19 protein-coding genes are annotated in these 16,761 nt (G+C 62.8%); 8 read left to right on the top strand and 11 right to left on the bottom strand.

Annotated features, from left to right (window positions below):
* Positions 1 to 11: 11 nt before the first annotated feature.
* The 4 genes from purB to rpe form a co-directional block, all read right to left on the bottom strand.
* Positions 12 to 1,313, bottom strand: a complete 1,302-nt coding sequence (gene purB / locus FJQ55_RS10785) for an adenylosuccinate lyase (protein ID WP_140827830.1) — start codon at positions 1,311 to 1,313, stop codon at positions 12 to 14.
* A 61-nt stretch (positions 1,314 to 1,374) separates the two neighbouring features.
* On the bottom strand, positions 1,375 to 1,788 hold the full coding sequence (locus FJQ55_RS10780) for a hypothetical protein (RefSeq protein WP_246085074.1): 414 nt from the start codon (positions 1,786 to 1,788) through the stop codon (positions 1,375 to 1,377).
* 65 nt (positions 1,789 to 1,853) lie between these two features.
* A complete protein-coding gene (locus FJQ55_RS10775) occupies positions 1,854 to 2,573 on the bottom strand; it encodes a DUF2259 domain-containing protein (protein WP_140827827.1) in 720 nt (239 codons plus the stop codon).
* Positions 2,570 to 3,247, bottom strand: coding sequence for a ribulose-phosphate 3-epimerase (rpe, locus tag FJQ55_RS10770; protein ID WP_140827826.1), 678 nt, complete (start codon positions 3,245 to 3,247; stop codon positions 2,570 to 2,572). The genes FJQ55_RS10775 and rpe overlap by 4 nt, the downstream gene beginning before the upstream one ends.
* Before the next feature lie 209 nt (positions 3,248 to 3,456).
* Between rpe and FJQ55_RS10765 the strand changes: the two genes are divergently transcribed.
* A complete protein-coding gene (locus tag FJQ55_RS10765; protein ID WP_140827824.1) occupies positions 3,457 to 4,221 on the top strand; it encodes an SDR family NAD(P)-dependent oxidoreductase in 765 nt (254 codons plus the stop codon).
* 6 nt (positions 4,222 to 4,227) lie between these two features.
* Here the strand turns inward: FJQ55_RS10765 and FJQ55_RS10760 are convergent, their stop codons facing one another.
* A complete protein-coding gene (locus tag FJQ55_RS10760; RefSeq protein ID WP_140827822.1) occupies positions 4,228 to 5,304 on the bottom strand; it encodes a branched-chain amino acid ABC transporter substrate-binding protein in 1,077 nt (358 codons plus the stop codon).
* Positions 5,305 to 5,480: 176 nt separating this feature from the next.
* On the opposite strand from FJQ55_RS10760, the gene FJQ55_RS10755 reads away from it, so the two are divergent.
* Genes FJQ55_RS10755 through FJQ55_RS10725 form a run of 7 tightly spaced genes read left to right on the top strand, consistent with a single transcriptional unit; the run spans position 5,481 to position 11,232 of the window.
* Positions 5,481 to 5,972, top strand: a complete 492-nt coding sequence (locus tag FJQ55_RS10755; RefSeq protein WP_246085073.1) for a flavin reductase — start codon at positions 5,481 to 5,483, stop codon at positions 5,970 to 5,972.
* Between the two features lie 24 nt (positions 5,973 to 5,996).
* A complete protein-coding gene (locus tag FJQ55_RS10750) occupies positions 5,997 to 6,929 on the top strand; it encodes an AAA family ATPase (protein WP_140827820.1) in 933 nt (310 codons plus the stop codon).
* A 2-nt stretch (positions 6,930 to 6,931) separates the two neighbouring features.
* A complete protein-coding gene (locus FJQ55_RS10745) occupies positions 6,932 to 8,209 on the top strand; it encodes a vWA domain-containing protein (RefSeq protein ID WP_140827818.1) in 1,278 nt (425 codons plus the stop codon).
* A complete protein-coding gene (locus FJQ55_RS10740; protein WP_140827817.1) occupies positions 8,206 to 8,535 on the top strand; it encodes an XdhC family protein in 330 nt (109 codons plus the stop codon). The genes FJQ55_RS10745 and FJQ55_RS10740 overlap by 4 nt, the downstream gene beginning before the upstream one ends.
* Positions 8,535 to 9,242: an XdhC family protein gene (locus FJQ55_RS10735; RefSeq protein ID WP_140827815.1), complete on the top strand. Its 708-nt coding sequence runs from the start codon at positions 8,535 to 8,537 to the stop codon at positions 9,240 to 9,242. Before FJQ55_RS10740 ends, FJQ55_RS10735 begins: the two co-directional genes overlap by 1 nt.
* Positions 9,239 to 10,894: an NTP transferase domain-containing protein gene (locus FJQ55_RS10730; protein WP_140827813.1), complete on the top strand. Its 1,656-nt coding sequence runs from the start codon at positions 9,239 to 9,241 to the stop codon at positions 10,892 to 10,894. Before FJQ55_RS10735 ends, FJQ55_RS10730 begins: the two co-directional genes overlap by 4 nt.
* Positions 10,895 to 10,896: 2 nt before the next feature.
* Entirely contained in the window at positions 10,897 to 11,232 is a 336-nt protein-coding gene (locus FJQ55_RS10725) for a TfoX/Sxy family protein (protein ID WP_140827811.1), read from the top strand.
* Here the strand turns inward: FJQ55_RS10725 and FJQ55_RS10720 are convergent.
* The 6 genes from FJQ55_RS10720 to bcp form a co-directional block, all read right to left on the bottom strand.
* A complete protein-coding gene (locus FJQ55_RS10720; protein WP_140827809.1) occupies positions 11,220 to 11,627 on the bottom strand; it encodes an NUDIX domain-containing protein in 408 nt (135 codons plus the stop codon). The genes FJQ55_RS10725 and FJQ55_RS10720 overlap by 13 nt on opposite strands.
* A gap of 6 nt (positions 11,628 to 11,633) precedes the next feature.
* Entirely contained in the window at positions 11,634 to 13,151 is a 1,518-nt protein-coding gene (locus tag FJQ55_RS10715; RefSeq protein WP_140827807.1) for a DEAD/DEAH box helicase, read from the bottom strand.
* A gap of 145 nt (positions 13,152 to 13,296) precedes the next feature.
* A complete protein-coding gene (locus tag FJQ55_RS10710) occupies positions 13,297 to 13,920 on the bottom strand; it encodes a LysE family translocator (protein ID WP_140827806.1) in 624 nt (207 codons plus the stop codon).
* Between the two features lie 48 nt (positions 13,921 to 13,968).
* Complete coding sequence (locus FJQ55_RS10705; RefSeq protein WP_425467532.1) at positions 13,969 to 15,315, bottom strand: M23 family metallopeptidase; 1,347 nt, start codon at positions 15,313 to 15,315, stop codon at positions 13,969 to 13,971.
* 89 nt (positions 15,316 to 15,404) lie between these two features.
* The gene (locus FJQ55_RS10700; RefSeq protein WP_140827804.1) at positions 15,405 to 16,250 is read right to left on the bottom strand and encodes a ferritin-like domain-containing protein; all 846 of its coding nucleotides are present in this window, start codon (positions 16,248 to 16,250) and stop codon (positions 15,405 to 15,407) included.
* Positions 16,250 to 16,717: a thioredoxin-dependent thiol peroxidase gene (gene bcp, locus FJQ55_RS10695; RefSeq protein WP_140827803.1), complete on the bottom strand. Its 468-nt coding sequence runs from the start codon at positions 16,715 to 16,717 to the stop codon at positions 16,250 to 16,252. Before bcp ends, FJQ55_RS10700 begins: the two co-directional genes overlap by 1 nt.
* Positions 16,718 to 16,761: the final 44 nt, after the last annotated feature.

Raw genomic sequence — 16,761 nt, 5'->3', positions numbered from 1 at the left:
CCTGAAAGGTCTCAACCGAAGACGCGGTTGAAGATCGTGTCGACGTGCTTCGTGTGATAGCCGAGGTCGAATTTCTCGCGGATATCCTCCTCGGAGAGTGCCGCGCGCACTTCGGCGTCGCCCAGCAGTTCCTCGAGGAAGTCAGCGCCTTTTTCCCAGACCTTCATCGCGTTGCGCTGGACCAGACGGTAGCTGTCTTCGCGCGACACGCCGGCTTGCGTTAACGCAAGCAGCACGCGCTGGCTCATAACGAGGCCCTTGAACTTGTTCATGTTCTTCAACATGTTCTCGGGGTAGATCACCAGCTTCTCGATGACGCCGGCAAGGCGGTTCAGAGCGAAATCGAGCGTGATCGTCGTGTCGGGGCCGATGGCGCGCTCGACGCTCGAATGGCTGATGTCCCGCTCGTGCCACAGCGCCACATTTTCCAGGGCCGGGACGACCGACATGCGCACCAGACGGGCAAGGCCGGTGAGGTTTTCAGTCAGCACCGGGTTGCGCTTGTGCGGCATGGCCGACGAGCCCTTCTGGCCGGGCGAGAAGAATTCTTCGGCTTCCAGCACTTCCGTGCGCTGCATATGGCGGATTTCGATGGCGACGTTTTCGATCGACGACGCGATGACGCCGAGGGTCGCAAAGAACATCGCGTGACGGTCACGCGGAATGACCTGGGTCGAGATCGGCTCGGCGATGAGGCCGAGCTTTTCGCAGACATGTTCTTCGACGCGCGGATCGATATTGGCGAAGGTGCCGACCGCGCCAGAGATCGCGCCGGTTGCGACTTCAGCGCGGGCATTGACGAGACGGGTGCGGTTGCGCGCCATCTCGGCATAGAAGCGGGCGAAGGTCAGGCCCATCGTCGTCGGCTCGGCATGGATGCCGTGGCTGCGGCCGATGCGAACAGTGTCCTTGTGTTCGAAGGCACGGGTCTTGAGGGCCGCCAGCACGCGGTCCATGTCGGCCAACAGAATGTCCGCGGCGCGCACCAGCTGGATGTTGAGCGTGGTGTCGAGCACGTCGGACGAGGTCATGCCCTGGTGGACGAAACGGCTATCAGGGCCAATGAACTCGGCGAGATGGGTGAGGAAGGCGATGACATCATGCTTGGTGACGGCCTCGATTTCGTCGATGCGGGCAACGTCAAACTCGGCGGCGCCACCCTTTTCCCAGATCATCCGGGCGGATTCCTTCGGGATGACGCCGAGTTCGGCGAGGGCGTCGCAGGCATGGGCCTCGATCTCGAACCAGATGCGGAATTTGGTTTCGGGGGACCAGATGGCGACCATTTCCGGCCGGGAGTAACGCGGGATCATCGGGCTCGTCTTTCGTTGGAACGGAATTTCTGGCCCCCCTTAGCAAAGTGGGGCGGCAAGCTCAACGGCTGCGGCGGGCCATGAGGACGGCGAGCAGCAGCAAAATCAGGAAGGCCGTTGGGAGGAAGTGGCGCAGGCCCAGCACGGCAAACTGGTAGAGCGCCGAGGCTGACGTGAATACAAACTGGTACACCCAGATGCGGGACGGGAAGGGCGCATGCCAGTGGGCGTAGAAGAACCGGTATTGCAGAGCAAACAGACCAGCCGTTGCAGCCATGGTCGCGAGCCCGAGCAGGAGGAACCAGGCCGCGAAGACTTTCGGTGCATCCCGCCCATCGCCGCTGACCTGTACCAGCGGAAGTGCGACCAGCCAGCCGAGCATGCCGCCTGCCGCATAGATGGCGGTGAGTGCCATGTCGTGGCTGCCGCTTGCGCGTCCGAAGACATGGATGGAGAGCAGAAAGCACGAGGCCATCGTAAGGCCCCAAGCCAGCGCGCCAAGGCTCCACAAAGGCAGGGATGGGAGCCGGAAGCGTCGGGTCAAGGCTTCACCGGAATGGCGAGCCAGCGCAGATTGCTGCCTTCGAAGCCGAGCGAGACTACCTGGACCATGACCATGTGCGGCGCCGTAGACCCCGACCCCGGTGTGACGACACCGCCGATGGCATAGGCGCTCGGGCAGTTGCGGCTCTTCGGCACGCTCTTGTCCCGGTAGGCTTCACGTTTTGCCTCGGGCTTGGAGTCATCGGCAATGGAGAGCGCAAATCCGCGAACGTTGACATTCATCTTTCCGCAGAGTTCCGCGCCCTTGGCATCGAATTGCTGCAGAGACATTCTATAGACGCCGTCCGAAACGTAGAAACTCGGGAAGGCCTGATACCGCAACTCCTGCGGCTTTTCTGTGAGTTCGCCAATTGGGGAAAAGGCGACGAGATGTCCGGGGTCGTCACCGATCTTGCGGCTCTCTAGCAGCGCCTTTGCCTGGCTCAGGCTTCGCCGCCGCGCCTCGCCGATCGAGGCCTCTTCCCGACGGACCATAACCTCGACCGGCGTGCCTTCGACATAGGTATCCGTTTCGGTGTCGATCACTTGAATTTCGGCATAGGGGAGACCGGATCCGTCCTGTTCGCCAAACTGCTCGAAGGCAAAGAACCGTCCGTCGGGGGAATAACCAAGCGGCCGCATCTCAGCCACATCGCCAGCGCTCGCTGCAAAGGCCGTCAGGAGCAGTATTGCGACGGCGGAGAGGCGCGTTCTCATCCGCGTCCGCTCTCCGCCGCCTTGCGCAGCAGATCTACGGTCTTGCGATAGTCGTCCACACCCTTGCCCTTGAAGATGGCAGACCCTGCAACCAGCGCATTGGCGCCGGCTTTTGCGATCTCTGCCGCGTTGTCGGCCGTCACGCCGCCATCGACTTCAAGAGTGATGGGGCGGTTGCCGATCAGGGCATGCGCCTTGGCAATCTTGTCGGTCATGGCGGGGATGTATTTCTGGCCGCCGAAGCCAGGATTGACGCTCATGATCAGGATCAGGTCGAGATCATCCATCACATGCTCGATTGCCGAGAGTGGCGTTGCCGGATTGAGCGACACGCCAGCCTTCTTGCCGAGCGCGCGGATGGTCTGCAGCGAACGGTGCAGATGCGGGCCGGCTTCGGCATGCACCGTGATCACGTCGCATCCCGCGTCGGCAAAGGCCGCAAGATAGGGATCAGCGGGGGCGATCATCAGATGGCAGTCAAAAACGGCCTTGGTCCAGGGGCGCAGCGCCTTGATGATCGCCGGGCCGAAGGAAATGTTCGGCACGAAATGTCCGTCCATGACATCGAGATGCACCCATTCGGCGCCGGCATCGACGACATCCCGGACTTCTTCGCCGAGGCGAGAGAAGTCGGCAGCGAGAATGGAGGGGGAGATCAGCAGGGGGCGTGTCATGGCGTGTTCCTCGGCAGCGCGGCTGCATGACCTCGGCGATATCCGGTGCCGGGTCCATGCGGGATCATGGCAGTCATTTCCGGTCCGCATAGCACCGGCGGTGCCATGCGGCAACCATGCCTTGGGATGAGACGCATCGGCGCTTGACGGCTCCCTTTTCGGCGTCCATCCCTCTGACCTGACAGCAAGCGACAGTCTGGGAGGACGACATGGCCAAATTCGCGATCATCACCGGCGGCAGTTCGGGCATCGGGCGGCATCTCGTCTCGGCCTTCATCAAGCAAGGCTATGACGTCGCTTTCACCCATCTTGGCCAGCCGGAAGCGTCAACTGCGGTCGAAGCGGACGCGGTCGCACTTGGTGGTCGGGCAATCGGCCGCGAATGCGAAGTTGCGGGTAGTGCCGCCATCGAAGCCTTTCTGGATGAAACGATTGCCTGGGCAGGGCAGGCGCCGGATGTGCTGATCAACAATGCCGGCATCCAGACCTGGGCCTCGCTGCTCGAACTTAGCGAAGAGCGCTGGGATGCCGTGATCAGCACCAATCTGAAGGGCACCTTCCTCAACACACAGCGCGTAGCCCGACGCATGGTGGCGGCCGGCAAGCGCGGTTCGATTGTCAATCTCGGCTCCGGCTGCAACAAGCTCGCCTTCCCGAAGCTCGTCGACTACACGGCGTCGAAGGGTGGGATCGAGCAGCTAACCAAGGTGTCGGCCTGCGAACTGGGTCCGCAGGGCATCCGTGTCAATTGCATCGCGCCCGGTGCCATCGAGACGGCCCGGACCCAGGCTGAAGCCCCTGACTATGCCAAGACCTGGGGCGACGTGACGCCGCTTCGTCGCGTCGGCACGCCCGAGGATATCGCAGGGCCGGTGCTGTTCTTGTGCTCCGAACAGGCCTCGTTCGTCACGGGGCAAACCATCTGGGTCGATGGGGGCGTCTTCACCCAGGCGTTCTGGCCCTATCGCGACTGACCGCTGCTACTGCGTCTTGTCCGGCACGGCGACGAAGGCGTCGCCTTTCCATTCGAGCAGACGGTAAGGGTTCTCGCTCAGCTCGTGATCGTCGCCGAAGGTAACGGTCCCCATGACCGTCTCGAAGGAGGTGCCGACCAAGGCGTCTGGCAGGGGCGTGCCCATCGCCGAGGAGATGCCGGCGGCATCGGCGAGGATGGTGACGGCGGCATGGGCTGGCAGGACATAGCCTTCGGCGACGACCTTCTTCTCCGCAAGTTCCGCAGTCAGCGCTTCCGAGACGGGTCCCTGCGGCGTCTCATCGAGGCCCACGGCAAGAACGCCGTCTTCCAGGGGAACCGGTTCATCGGCTGCGCGCATGGCATCCCCGCCGAGAATGGTCACAGACAGATTTTCCGCCCTGGCGTCGCGGGCAATAACCGCGACATCATTGCGATCGCCCCCGATGAAGATCCGTGTTGCGCCCGCCTTCTGCAGGCGCCGGACGAGGGCAATCTGCTGTTCCTGGCCCGGGCGGAACGTGTCGGTGAATACCGGTTTGAGACCGCTTTCCTCGAGGCTGCCCCGAATGGCATCCGCAAGTTCGCGCCCCCGGATGGTGCCGTCGTCGAGGAGTGCCACGGCATCGCCCGCCCAGTCGCGCAGGATGATCTCGGAGAGCTTCTTTGCTTCCGCATCGCTGTCGGGCGCAAGCCGGAAGAAGGGCCAGCCTTCCTTGCCGGCATCTTCCATCAGGCCCTTCCAGCGCACCGATAGGGTGATGGCAGGGATGCCGGCCTCTGCCAGCGGCTGAAGCCCGCCGACAAGGCTTTCGCTGCAAAGGAAGCCGATCGCCGCCCTGGCGCCTGCCTTGCGGATTTCTTCGGCAATCTTCGGGCCGCTGCCTTCCGTGCAGCTTTCATCGATGTCGACGAGGGAGATCGACAGCCGGTCGGCTGCGAGATGCGCACCTTGCCGGACCTGCTCGCCCAGCACGTCGAAGAGGCCGGACTTCGGTGCAACGACAGCCAGTGTCAAAGGTTCGGCAAGGGCCGGCATGCAGGCGAAGGCGGTCATGACGCCGGTCAGCAGAAGTCGTTTCATCGGCGGATCCATGTTGTTCCCGCCTATCCTAGACGAAAGCTTAGGCATTTGGAAATGCTGGCTTTCCGCCCGGTTCAGCCACTTTCCCGAAAAACCGATCGCGTGTTGTGGAAAAGGTAAGGCTTGGCGCCCATATTCGCCTGCGAAGAGGGAACAGCATGCAGGGGGAACAGCATTTGAGTCTTGAACGTCTGGATCCGGCCTCCTACCGCGAAGCCATGAGCCATTATGCCGGCCATGTGCAGGTGGTGACATCAGAGCATCGGGGCGTGCGGCGTGGCGTCACGATCACTGCGGCCTGCTCCGTCTCCGACAATCCGCCAACGGTGCTCGTCTGCCTGAACAATGGCAATCCCAGCAATGATGTCCTGTTCGAAAGTGGTTTTTTCGCGCTGAATTCTCTTGCCGCTCACCACGAGACGCTCGCTGGCGCCTTTGCCGGCTTTGGCAAACTTTCCTCGGAAGAGCGTTTTGCCCTCGGCAGCTGGCGGAGCCTCCAAACCGGTGCACCCGTGCTCGACGATGCGCTTGCGGCCTTCGACTGCCGGGTGGTGGATCGCAAGGTGACGGCTACCCACACCGTGCTCTTCGGCGAGGTTCTTGCCATCCAGATCGGTCCCAAACAGCCGGCGCTCATCTATCTGGACCGGGGCTTTCACACGCTGTAAGCTTTTCCCGCAAGAGGAGGAGACATGGCAGAAAGCTCGGACTCGGGACTGCCGCAGACGATCGATGCTGTCATCGATCTGCTCGCGGAGGAGGATTATCTGGCCGGTCGGCCACTCGCCACGGTGCTGTTTCTGGCGCTCCGGATGAAGCGGCCGCTGTTTCTCGAAGGCGAGGCCGGCGTTGGCAAAACCGAGGTCGCCAAGGTGCTGGCCAAGGCGCTCGATCGGCCGCTGATCCGCCTGCAGTGTTACGAAGGCCTGGATGTCGCATCCGCTGTCTATGAGTGGAACTACCCGGCTCAGATGCTCGAAATCCGTATGGCGGAAGCGAGCGGCCTTTCCGACCGCTCACGGCTGGAGAGCGACATCTTTTCCGAACGATACCTGATCCGTCGTCCGGTGCTGCAGGCGCTCAAATCCACAGGCGGCCGCGCCCCCGTTTTCCTGATCGACGAGCTGGATCGGACCGACGAGGCTTTCGAGGCCTTCCTGCTCGAAGTACTCTCGGACTTTCAGGTCACGATCCCCGAATTCGGAACGGTAAAGGCGGCCGAGCCGCCGATCGTCATCGTCACGTCAAACCGGACGCGTGAGGTGCATGACGCCTTGAAGCGGCGCTGTCTCTATCACTGGGTAGATTATCCCGCCGCTGCCGAGGAACTGGCGATTATCAGGCGCAAGGTGCCCGGCTGCAATGAGCAGCTGTCGAGCCAGATCGTCGCCTATGTGCAGAAGCTGCGCACCATCGATCTCTTCAAGAACCCCGGCATTGCGGAAACCATCGACTGGGCAACGGCGCTGACTGAGCTAGACAGGCTGGCACTTGATCCGGAGACGATCGGGGATACACTGGGTACGCTGTTGAAATACCAGGAAGACATTGCCCGCATTCAGGGCAGCGAGGGCCAAGCGCTTTTGTCCGAGGTGAAGGCCGATCTGCTGGCGGCGGCGGTGTGACCATGGCAGGAGGGCAGGCACAGGACGGCATCCTCGTGCCGCTACCGGTCCAGGGTGACGGACAGCTTGCCGACAACATCGTGCATTTCGCCCGCGTGCTTCGCAGGGCGGGACTGAAGCCCGGGCCGGGCGCCGTGATCGACGCCATCGCTGCGGTCGACGCGATCGGCATCGGCTCCCGCATCGAGTTTCACGCAGCGCTCTCGGCGATCTTCGTCAAACGCCACGAGGACCAGCCAGTCTTCGATGAGGCCTTTTCCGTCTTCTGGCGATCGCGCGATCTCATCGGCAAGATGATCGCGCTGATGTCCCCGGTGGCGGCGATCGGCGAGCGACAGAAGCCGAAGGCCGGCGGCGCGCGGGTGAGCGATGCGCTGTTTGCCGAGAAGAGTCGGCAACCGGCGCCGCGTGACGAACCTGATGTCGAGATCGACGCGCGGCTCACCGTGTCTGGCCAGGAAGTCTTTCGCCGTCTCGACTTCGGCCAGATGACGGCGACCGAACTCGCCGAGGCCAGACGGGCGATCGGACGGCTGGTGATGCCGGACGACGCGGTCCAGACCCGGCGCTTCCGGCCGTCCAATCGAGGACGGATATTCGATGCACGCGCTACCATGCGCCAGTCGCTGCGGTCCGGCGGTGACCTGATGCTGCCGCGCTTTCGCACGCACCGCGAACAGCCGCCGCCGCTCGTGGTGCTTGCCGACATTTCCGGCTCGATGAGCCAGTACACCCGCATCTTCCTGCATTTCCTGCATGTTCTGACCGAGCGGCGCCGACGGGTGCACACCTTTCTGTTCGGCACGCGGCTCACCAATGTCACCCGGCAATTGCGCCATCGCGATCCGGACGAGGCGATTGCCCAGTGTAGCGATGCCGTGGCCGACTGGTCTGGCGGCACGCGCATCGGCGAAACACTCCGTCAGTTCAACCGCCAATGGGGGCGTCGGGTGCTGGGGCAGGGCGCGATCGTGCTTTTGATCACCGATGGGCTGGAGCGCGATGACGTCGACCTGCTGGCGACCGAGACGGACCGGCTGCACCGGTCCTGCCGGCGGCTGGTATGGCTGAACCCGCTCTTGCGCTTTGCCGGCTTCGAGGCGCGGGCACGCGGCGTGCGGGCGATGCTGCCGCATGTTGACGAATTGCGATCGGTGCACAATCTGAATGCGCTCAGCGATCTCGTGAAATCGCTGTCGGCACCCTTGGATCGAGATTGTGATCCGCGTCGTTTGCTCGACACAGGGCGCCTCGTCATGAAGGGAAGGATGACATCATGAGCCAGGAGACAGCCATGCGCGACCCGCTGGTGCTGGCGGAGGACTGGCAGGCAGAAGGGCGCCGCGTCGCCGTCGCGACCGTCGTCGAGACCTGGGGTTCGGCCCCGCGCCCTGTCGGCAGCCATCTGGTGATCGATGCGGATGGAAATTTCGAAGGATCGGTGTCGGGTGGCTGCGTAGAAGGTTCGGTCATTACCGAAGCGCTTGATGTGCTGGTTAGCGGGACTCCCCGCATGCTGGAATTCGGGGTGGCGGATGAGACCGCTTGGCGTGTGGGCTTGTCCTGCGGCGGGCGCATCCGGGTCTATGTCGAAAGGCTCGGGTGATGGAAATTTCGCTGCTCAAGGCGCTGAATGCGGCGCGGCAGGCCCGACGGGCCGCTGTCGTCTTGACCGATCTTGGCGGCGGTCTGAGCCGTCTGGTGGTCGAGGGCGATCCGGTGGAGGGACCTTTGTCGGAGGAGATCGCCCAGCGCTTGCGGTCCGGAAAGTCCGGCATTGGGACTGTTGACGACCGCTCGTGGTTCCTCAACGCGCATCTGCCGCCGCCCCGCATTGTGGTGATCGGTGCAGTGCATATCAGCCAGTCACTCGTGCCGATGGCTGCATTGGCTGGGTATTCCGTGCAAGTCATCGATCCGCGCACCGCCTTTGCCACGCCGGAGCGGTTTGCAAATGTCGATCTCGTCGCAGAGTGGCCACAGGATGCTCTGGCTGAGCAGCCGCTCGACCGGTTTACAGCGCTCGTTGCCGTCACCCATGATCCGAAAATCGACGATCCAGGTATCATCGCAGCGCTGAAGGCTGGCTGCTTCTACATAGGCGCGCTCGGCAGCCGCAAAACCCATGCGAAACGCGTTGAACGTCTTGCCGCCGAAGGTTTCGGTCCTGCAGAGACCGATCGGATCTCTGCGCCCATTGGCCTCGACATCGGAGCTGCTACACCGGCCGAGATCGCCGTCGCCACACTCGCCGATATCATCCAGTCGCTGCGCCGCCGGACGCTCGCCGATCATCTGGGGCCTGCCGCATGAGCTTCGGGCCGCTGCCGCTTGATGAAGCGCTGGGCGCCATTCTCGCTCATTCCATCCCGCTTGCTTCCGGAAAACTCGCCAAGGGACGCCGGCTGAGTGCAGGTGATCTGGAGCGATTGCGCAATGGAGGGGTAGAGCAGGTCATCGTACGCAGGCTTGAGGCGGGAGATCGTACGGAGGATGAGGCTGCTGCTCTGCTGGCTGAGGCCATCCATGGCCCGGGGCTGGAGCAAGGGCCGGCCGCAACTGGCCGCGTCAATTTCTATGCCGTCGCCAACGGATTGTTCGCCGCGGACAAGGCTGTGGTCGATCGGTTCAACCGCGTCGATCCCGCCATGACACTCGCCTGTCTCGCCGATCGCAGCGACGTGCGGGCCGGCGATTTGGTGGCGACCATCAAGATCAATCCGCTTGCCGTTTCCGCGGCCAGTTTGGACGCGGCGACAAAGGTGCTGGAAGCGGGTGAGGCTTTTTCGGTTCGCGCCTACCAGCCTCACGCCGTGCATCTGATCGCGACCGAGCTGCCATCGCTGAAGCGATCCGTCATGGACAAGACGGCGCGGGTGCTGGACGCGCGGCTTCAGCGTTCGTCGAGCCGTCTCGTCAGTGAGCGTCGCGTGCCGCATCACGCTGAAGCGGTCGCGGAGGCGCTAAGTGCTGCGCTTGGCAAGACAGATGGCGAGACGCTCGAGCTGCCGCCGCTTGTCGTCATCTTCGGCGCATCCGCCGTCTGCGATGCCGAGGATGTCATCCCCAAGGCCATCCGGCTTGCGGGCGGCACCGTCGAGCGGGTCGGCCTTCCCGTCGACCCCGGTAATCTGCTGGTGCTAGGTCGTATCGGCGAGGTGCCGGTCATCGGTGCACCGGGCTGCGCCCGTTCGCCCAAAGACAATGGTTTCGACTGGGTGCTGAATGGTATCTTGTCCGGTCTGCCGCCATCCTCTGACGAGATGGCCGGGTGGGGGGTGGGAGGCCTTCTGATGGAAATTCCGAGCCGGCCGCTGCCGCGTCTCGCTGTCGCTGGCGCAGGAGCCGAGACTGAACGCCCCGCTCTCGGTATTGTCGTTCTCGCGGCCGGTCGCGCCAGCCGCATGGGCGAGGGCGGGTCGCACAAATTGCTGGCGACGTTTGAAGGTGAGGCGCTGGTGCGGCGGGTGGTGCGTCAAGCCGTGAAAGCCGACTGCGGTCCAGTCTTCGTCGTCACCGGCCACAGAGCAAACGAGATTGCTCTATCACTGGAAGGTCTTGACGTCGAACTCGTCAACAATCCGGCTTACCATACCGGGATGGCGAGCTCCTTGCGCGCGGGCCTGCTGGCCGCCGAGGCTGCGGGCTTGCCGGCGATCATGGTGCTGCTGGCGGACATGCCCGGTGTCGCGACAGAGGATATACAGCGCCTCGCAGAGACCTTGCGCGATGCGGAATCACCGGCCATCATCCGGGCTGTGGCTGACGGCCAGCGTGGCAATCCGGTCATCCTGCCGGCGCACACTTTCGAGGTACTGAAGGCGCTGGAAGGTGATATCGGCGCGCGGGCGGTGATCGAGAGCGCTGACATTCCCGTTATCGATGTCGAAATCGGGGCTGCTGCTCGGCTTGATGTCGATACACCGGAAGCCGTTATCGCCGCCGGTGGCATCTTGAAGGATTGACGATGGACAATGCTGCGATCGAGGAAATGTTCGAGGCGGTCGGCCCGGTCAGCATCCGGCGCATGTTCGGCGGCAAGGGCATCTATCACCATGGCATCATCTTCGCGTTGGAACTCCGCGACGAATTGATGCTGAAGGGCGATCCCGAAAGCGCGCCACTGCTGGAAGCTGCCGGCGCAAAGCGCTGGGTCTATGAAGGCAAAGGTGGCAAGCCTGTCGCCATGCCGTATTGGACCGTGCCGGATGAGGCCTATGACGACCCGGATATAATGGCGAAATGGGCGCGGCTGGCTTTCGAGGCGGCCGTCAGGATCACAGGCGCCGATCAGCGCAAATAGGGAAGAACGGCGCGGGTGAAGACCGAGAGGGGCTGGGGCAGGTTGTCCAGCTCGAAGAACCCTATTTCCGAGAGCTTGTCCGGTTCGGTCAGCTGCGGTTCGCCTGTCGTCTCGGTTGCCTTGTAGAGCAGCGAAACCCAGTGCTGGCCGTCCGCTTTTATGATCTGCTCGGTGACGCCGAGATAGGTGATGGGACCGATCGTCAGGCCCGTCTCTTCTTCGGCTTCACGTTTCGCCGCGTCTGCTGCCGGTTCCATATGGTCGACCTTGCCGCCGACAATGTTCCAGTGCCCGGCTTCGGGCGCCTTCATGCGTCTGCACAAAAGCAACTTGCCATCCCGAAGGATGGCAAGACCGACGCCGAGGCCAGGAAAATCAATGCCGGGCAAACCCATGAACGGTCAGGCCTTGGCAGCGGCCACGACGAGCATGAAGGCGGGGATGTCATCGCCGAAGCCGACCGGGGTCGGGCCGTCGTCGTGGTCATGGTAGCGGTTGCGACGACGATCACGATTATCATCGTTCGCCGGTGCCTGGCTGCTGCGGTTGTTGCGCGGATTGTTGCCGTGACGCTTGTCGCCGCGACGATCATTTGCCACCGGCTCGGCCTTCATCGGTTCTGCCACTTTTACCGCCTCAACCTTCACTGCTTCCACCACTTCTTCCTCTACCGGTTTGGTATACTCGCTGCGCGTATCCGATTTGTGACCGCCGCGCCGCTCGCGACCCTTGTCGCGACCACGTTTTCCACGGCTTTCGTCATGGCTCTCCGCCGGAGCCGGAAGCGCGGAGATGTCGCCGTCGTGCCATTCGATCTTCTGACCGATCAGCTTCTCGATGGCGTCGAGGAATTTGGTGTCGCTGCGCGTCACCAGGGTGAAGGCTGCGCCCGAACGGCCGGCACGACCGGTGCGGCCGATGCGGTGGACATAATCCTCCGCATGGATGGGTACGTCGAAATTGAAGACATGGCTGACATCGGGGATGTCGAGGCCGCGGGCGGCAACGTCGGAGGCGACCAGAAGCGTGATCTGGTTGTCCTTGAAACCGGCCAGCATGTTGGTGCGCGAGCGCTGGTCCATGTCGCCATGCAGCGCGCCAACGGAGAAGCCGTGACGTTCCAGCGACCGGAAAAGGTCGGCGACGTCCTTCTTGCGGTTGCAGAAGATGATGCCGTTCTTCAACTCGCTCTGGGTGCCGATCAGCTCGCGCAGTTTGGCGCGCTTCTCGTAGTCCTTGTTGTGGCAGGCAACGAGACGCTGCGTCACGGTGAGTGCTGTCGACGATGGCTTGGCGACTTCGACGCGTTCCGGATTCTGCAGGAAGCGGTCAGCCAGCTTCTGGATTTCCGGCGGCATGGTAGCCGAGAAGAACAGGGTCTGGCGGGTAAACGGGATCATCTTGGCGATGCGCTCGATATCCGGGATGAAGCCCATGTCGAGCATGCGATCGGCTTCATCGATGACGAGGATTTCTACGCCGGTCATCAACAGCTTGCCGCGCTCGCAATGGTCGAGCAGGCGGCCGGGGGTGCAGATCAGGACGTCTGCGCCACGCTCCAGCTTGCGGTTCTGCTCTTCAAAGGAGACGCCGCCGATCAGGAGGGCCACGTTGAGCTTGTGGTTCTTGCCGTATTTCTCGAAATTCTCGGCGACCTGGGCAGCCAGTTCTCGGGTCGGCTCAAGGATCAATGTGCGCGGCATGCGGGCGCGGGCGCGGCCATTTTCGAGCAAGGTCAGCATGGGAAGAACGAAGGACGCAGTCTTGCCGGTCCCCGTCTGTGCGATGCCGCAGATATCCCGCCGCTGCAGGGCTGGCGGGATCGCGCCTGCCTGGATCGGGGTCGGGGTCGTGTAGCCGGCATCGGTGACGGCTGAAAGGACTTTCTGGCTCAGGCCAAGGTCAGCAAAAGTTGTCAAAGGGAAGTAGTTTCCGTTCCTGTTCTCGCGAACATCCATGAGTCGCCCGTGATATGGGCTCGAATGGTTGCGGCGAATAGTGGGAAACGGCCCGAAAGTCAAGGAAACAGGCGGATTTAACCCTACAAAGGCTTAAAGCGCATGTTTAATTCAACCTGGTTGTCCAGAGGATCTGGATCCCGGCAAGACCGATGGCGGTTCCGGCAATCCGGTTCACCCGTTGAACCACGGCCGGAATGCGCAGCAGAGAGCGGGCGCGCCCGGCAATCCAGACATGACCGCCAACCACCACGATCTCCACGAGAAGGATCACCAAAGCGAGCGCGACATAGTCGTCCATGCCGAAGGTCGAACCGACGAAGCCCGGCAGAAGAGCCAGATAAAACAACGGCATCTTCGGATTGCCGAGGTTGAGCGCGATCGCCGTCAGGAAGGTCGTCGACAGGCCCCGCCGGTCGGCCTGGCGTGTGGTTTCCGGAATGACAGGCGTTTCGGTCCACAGCCGGTAGGCGGTGTAGATGAGATAGGCAGCACCCGCATAACGCAGGATGACCATGACGATCCCCATCTCCTGTGCAAGCAGGGACAGGCCGAAGGCGGCGAGTGCGAGATAGATCAGAATGCCGACCAGCGTGCCCGCGCCATAGGCAAACCCAAACGCAGGGCCCTGCGACAGCGTACGGGCGACGATGGTCATGTTATCAGGGCCCGGACTCGCAGCGAATAGGAAGAATGCGAGGGCAAAAGCCACAAGCGACGCTGCATCCATAAGATCGTTTCCTGTTCACCATCACGTTGAACGGAAAATGAATTCACGTCAATTGATCAGCGGTGTGAGCTTCATGCCTGCATTGAGGAACTGCATGGGGTCGACGGCATCGCCATTGCGGCGGATTTCGTAATGCAGATGTGGGCCGGTGGAGCGACCGGTCGAGCCGGAGAGGCCGATGACGTCTCCCGTCGCCACCTCGTCGCCGACCTTCACCAGAACGCGTGACATGTGGCCGTAGCGCGTGGAGATGCCCAGGCCGTGGTCGATCTCGACCATGTTGCCGTAGCCGCCCGACTGGCCTGCCGCGATTACCTTGCCTGCGCCGGTCGTGCGGATTTCGGTGCCGGTCGGGGCGCGGAAATCGATGCCGGCATGCATGGCAAGGCCACCGAAGAACGGATCTGGTCGATTGCCGAAGCGGCTGGTGATGTCACGGCCAGGCGCTGGATTGGCAAAGGGCAGGCGGCGCGCGGTATCGCGCACGGATTCGAGCCGGGTCAGCGCCGCATCGAGCTCGTTCAGCGAGGTGTTAAAATCCTGCTCGGAACGGGGGGCGAGATAAGGACCGCCGACGGCGTCCTGTGTTTGGACCGCCGCCTGTTCGTCGACAGGAACGCCCTGGCGTTTCAGGATACCGGCGATCTTGTCGGCGGTTGCGGAAGCGCCGCTTGCCAGTTCGTCGATCCGTTCGAGCTGCTCCGCCTCGATTTCCTTCAGAGACAAGGTCATATGAGAGAACAACCGGTCAGCGCGGTCGGCTACGTTCTCCTGTGTCATCGGCACGTAGCCGAGCGCCAGGTTCGATGCTGCTTCCTGCTTGCCTGCCGAGCCAAGCAGGGAGGCAAAGGCCGGAGCTGACTTGTTGGGCAGCGAGGCTTCGTTGCCGTCCTTCTTCGGTCTATCTGTCGGCACGGGGCCGTCGCCGGGGAGGTCCGTGTCAGCACCGGCACCCTGCAGGAGAGCATCGATCTTGCCGTGACGAGAGGTGAGCGCCATCTGCTGTTCGAGCAGCTTTTCGACCTTGTCTTCGACAACCTGCTGATCAAGCAGTTGCCGGGAGGTTACGCGATCGACCTGAGCACGGAGCGCTGCGATCCGATCTTCATATTCATGCTGCATGCGCGCCTGGCGCGCCATGGTGGCGCCGATCAGGTTGTCGCGCAAAACGAGATAGGTGGTGGCGCCGAGATATCCGAGCGCAAGGATCCCGAGAAAGCAGACGGTGAGCAGCGTCATCCAAGGCCTGATGGTCATATGGCGGATGCGGTCGCCACTCGCCAAGATGACGACATGCGGCTCCTTCCGCCTACCGAAGACCTGGTTATTGGTGCCCGCTGCCACGCCCGTTCCCCTTCCCGTCCGACCACGCCTTAAGCCCTTGGGCGGCGGCATGATGGCGAGTCGTCTCATGTCGTCTCGCCCAGGGAATTACGCATAATTAGGGTTAACAAAGCGTTCAGACGGCTCGGATCAGGTGCCCCTCACGAGTTGTTTTTCGAAGACAGAACCCGGTAGAATGACGGTGTCAGGCCAGCCTCGGCGCGCGCCACATCGTTGAAGGGCGCCTTCAGCTGGCCGCGGAAATTCGCCCGCACCAGATCCTGAAAGGTGGCGGCCGGATCCCGCTTTTCGCGGGCGCAGAGGAATCGAAACCACTTCGCCCCGACGGCGACATGCCCCTTCTCGTCCTCATAGATCACCCGTAAAACCTCGGCACTTTCGAGGTCGCCGGTTTGGCGCATCTTGTCTTGCAGGGCCGGGGTGACGTCGAGGCCGCGGGCTTCCAGAATGAGCGGCACGACGGCCAGTCGTGCAGTGAGGTCGTTGCGGGTCGAATGGGCGGCCTGCCACAAGCCGTCATGGGCGGGCATGTCGCCATAATCGGCACCAAGATCGCGCAGGCGGTCGCGCACCATGCGAAAGTGCTTGGCCTCTTCGAAGGCGACCCTCATCCAGCCATCGAAGAAGGAATGGGGCACCGGTTCGCTGGCAAAGCGTGCGACGATGTCGAGCGCAAGATCAACCGCGTTGAGTTCGATATGCGCCAGCGCATGGAGGAGGGCTATGCGCCCCGGCAGCGTGTGGAGGGAGCGCTTCTCCACGGCCTTCGGAGGCACGAGTTCAGGCTTCACCGGCCGACCCGGCCGCTCGGGCAGGGCCGGATCGAGCGGCGAGCGCAGCGACAGACGCCGTTCCTGCCAACGGACCGCCGCCGCCTGCGCCAGCGCCGTCTTCTCGTCGAGGTCGGCGCTCAGGATGGCGAGCGTGGCTGCCCCGCGCAGCGAATGAAAGGGTGTCGTCGGCTGGCTCACCGCTATCTCGGACATCAGAGAGCCTGGGCTGCCTTCAGAACCGCCTCCGCATGGCCGGGCACCTTCACCTTGCGCCAGACCTCGGCAATCTTGCCGGAGCCGTCGATCAGGAAGGTGGTGCGCTCGACGCCCATATAGGTCTTGCCGTACATGCTCTTTTCCTTCCACACACCATAGGCCTCCAGGGCTGCATGGGTTTCGTCGGCGGCCAGGAGGACGGAGAGATTGTGCTTGGCAGCGAACTTGTCGTGGCTCTTCACCGAGTCGGGTGAGACCCCGACGACGGTCGCGCCAATTGCTGCGAAATCAGCCGAAAGCTTCGTAAAGTCAACGGCTTCGACCGTGCAGCCGCTGGTGTCATCCTTCGGGTAAAAATAGAGGACGAGCGGCTTGCCGGAGAATTGCTCGAGCGAAACGGTGGCGCCACCATTGGCGGGCAGGGAGAAATCGGGGGCTTTGTCCCCGGCAGTCAATTCCGTCATGGGATAACCTTTCTTTTGCCTGTTTTGTGGGTGATTGTCGGCGC

Source organism: Rhizobium glycinendophyticum, assembly GCF_006443685.1.
Classification (GTDB): Bacteria; Pseudomonadota; Alphaproteobacteria; order Rhizobiales; family Rhizobiaceae; genus Allorhizobium; species Allorhizobium glycinendophyticum.
This window is presented reverse-complemented; position numbering and strand designations above follow the sequence as displayed.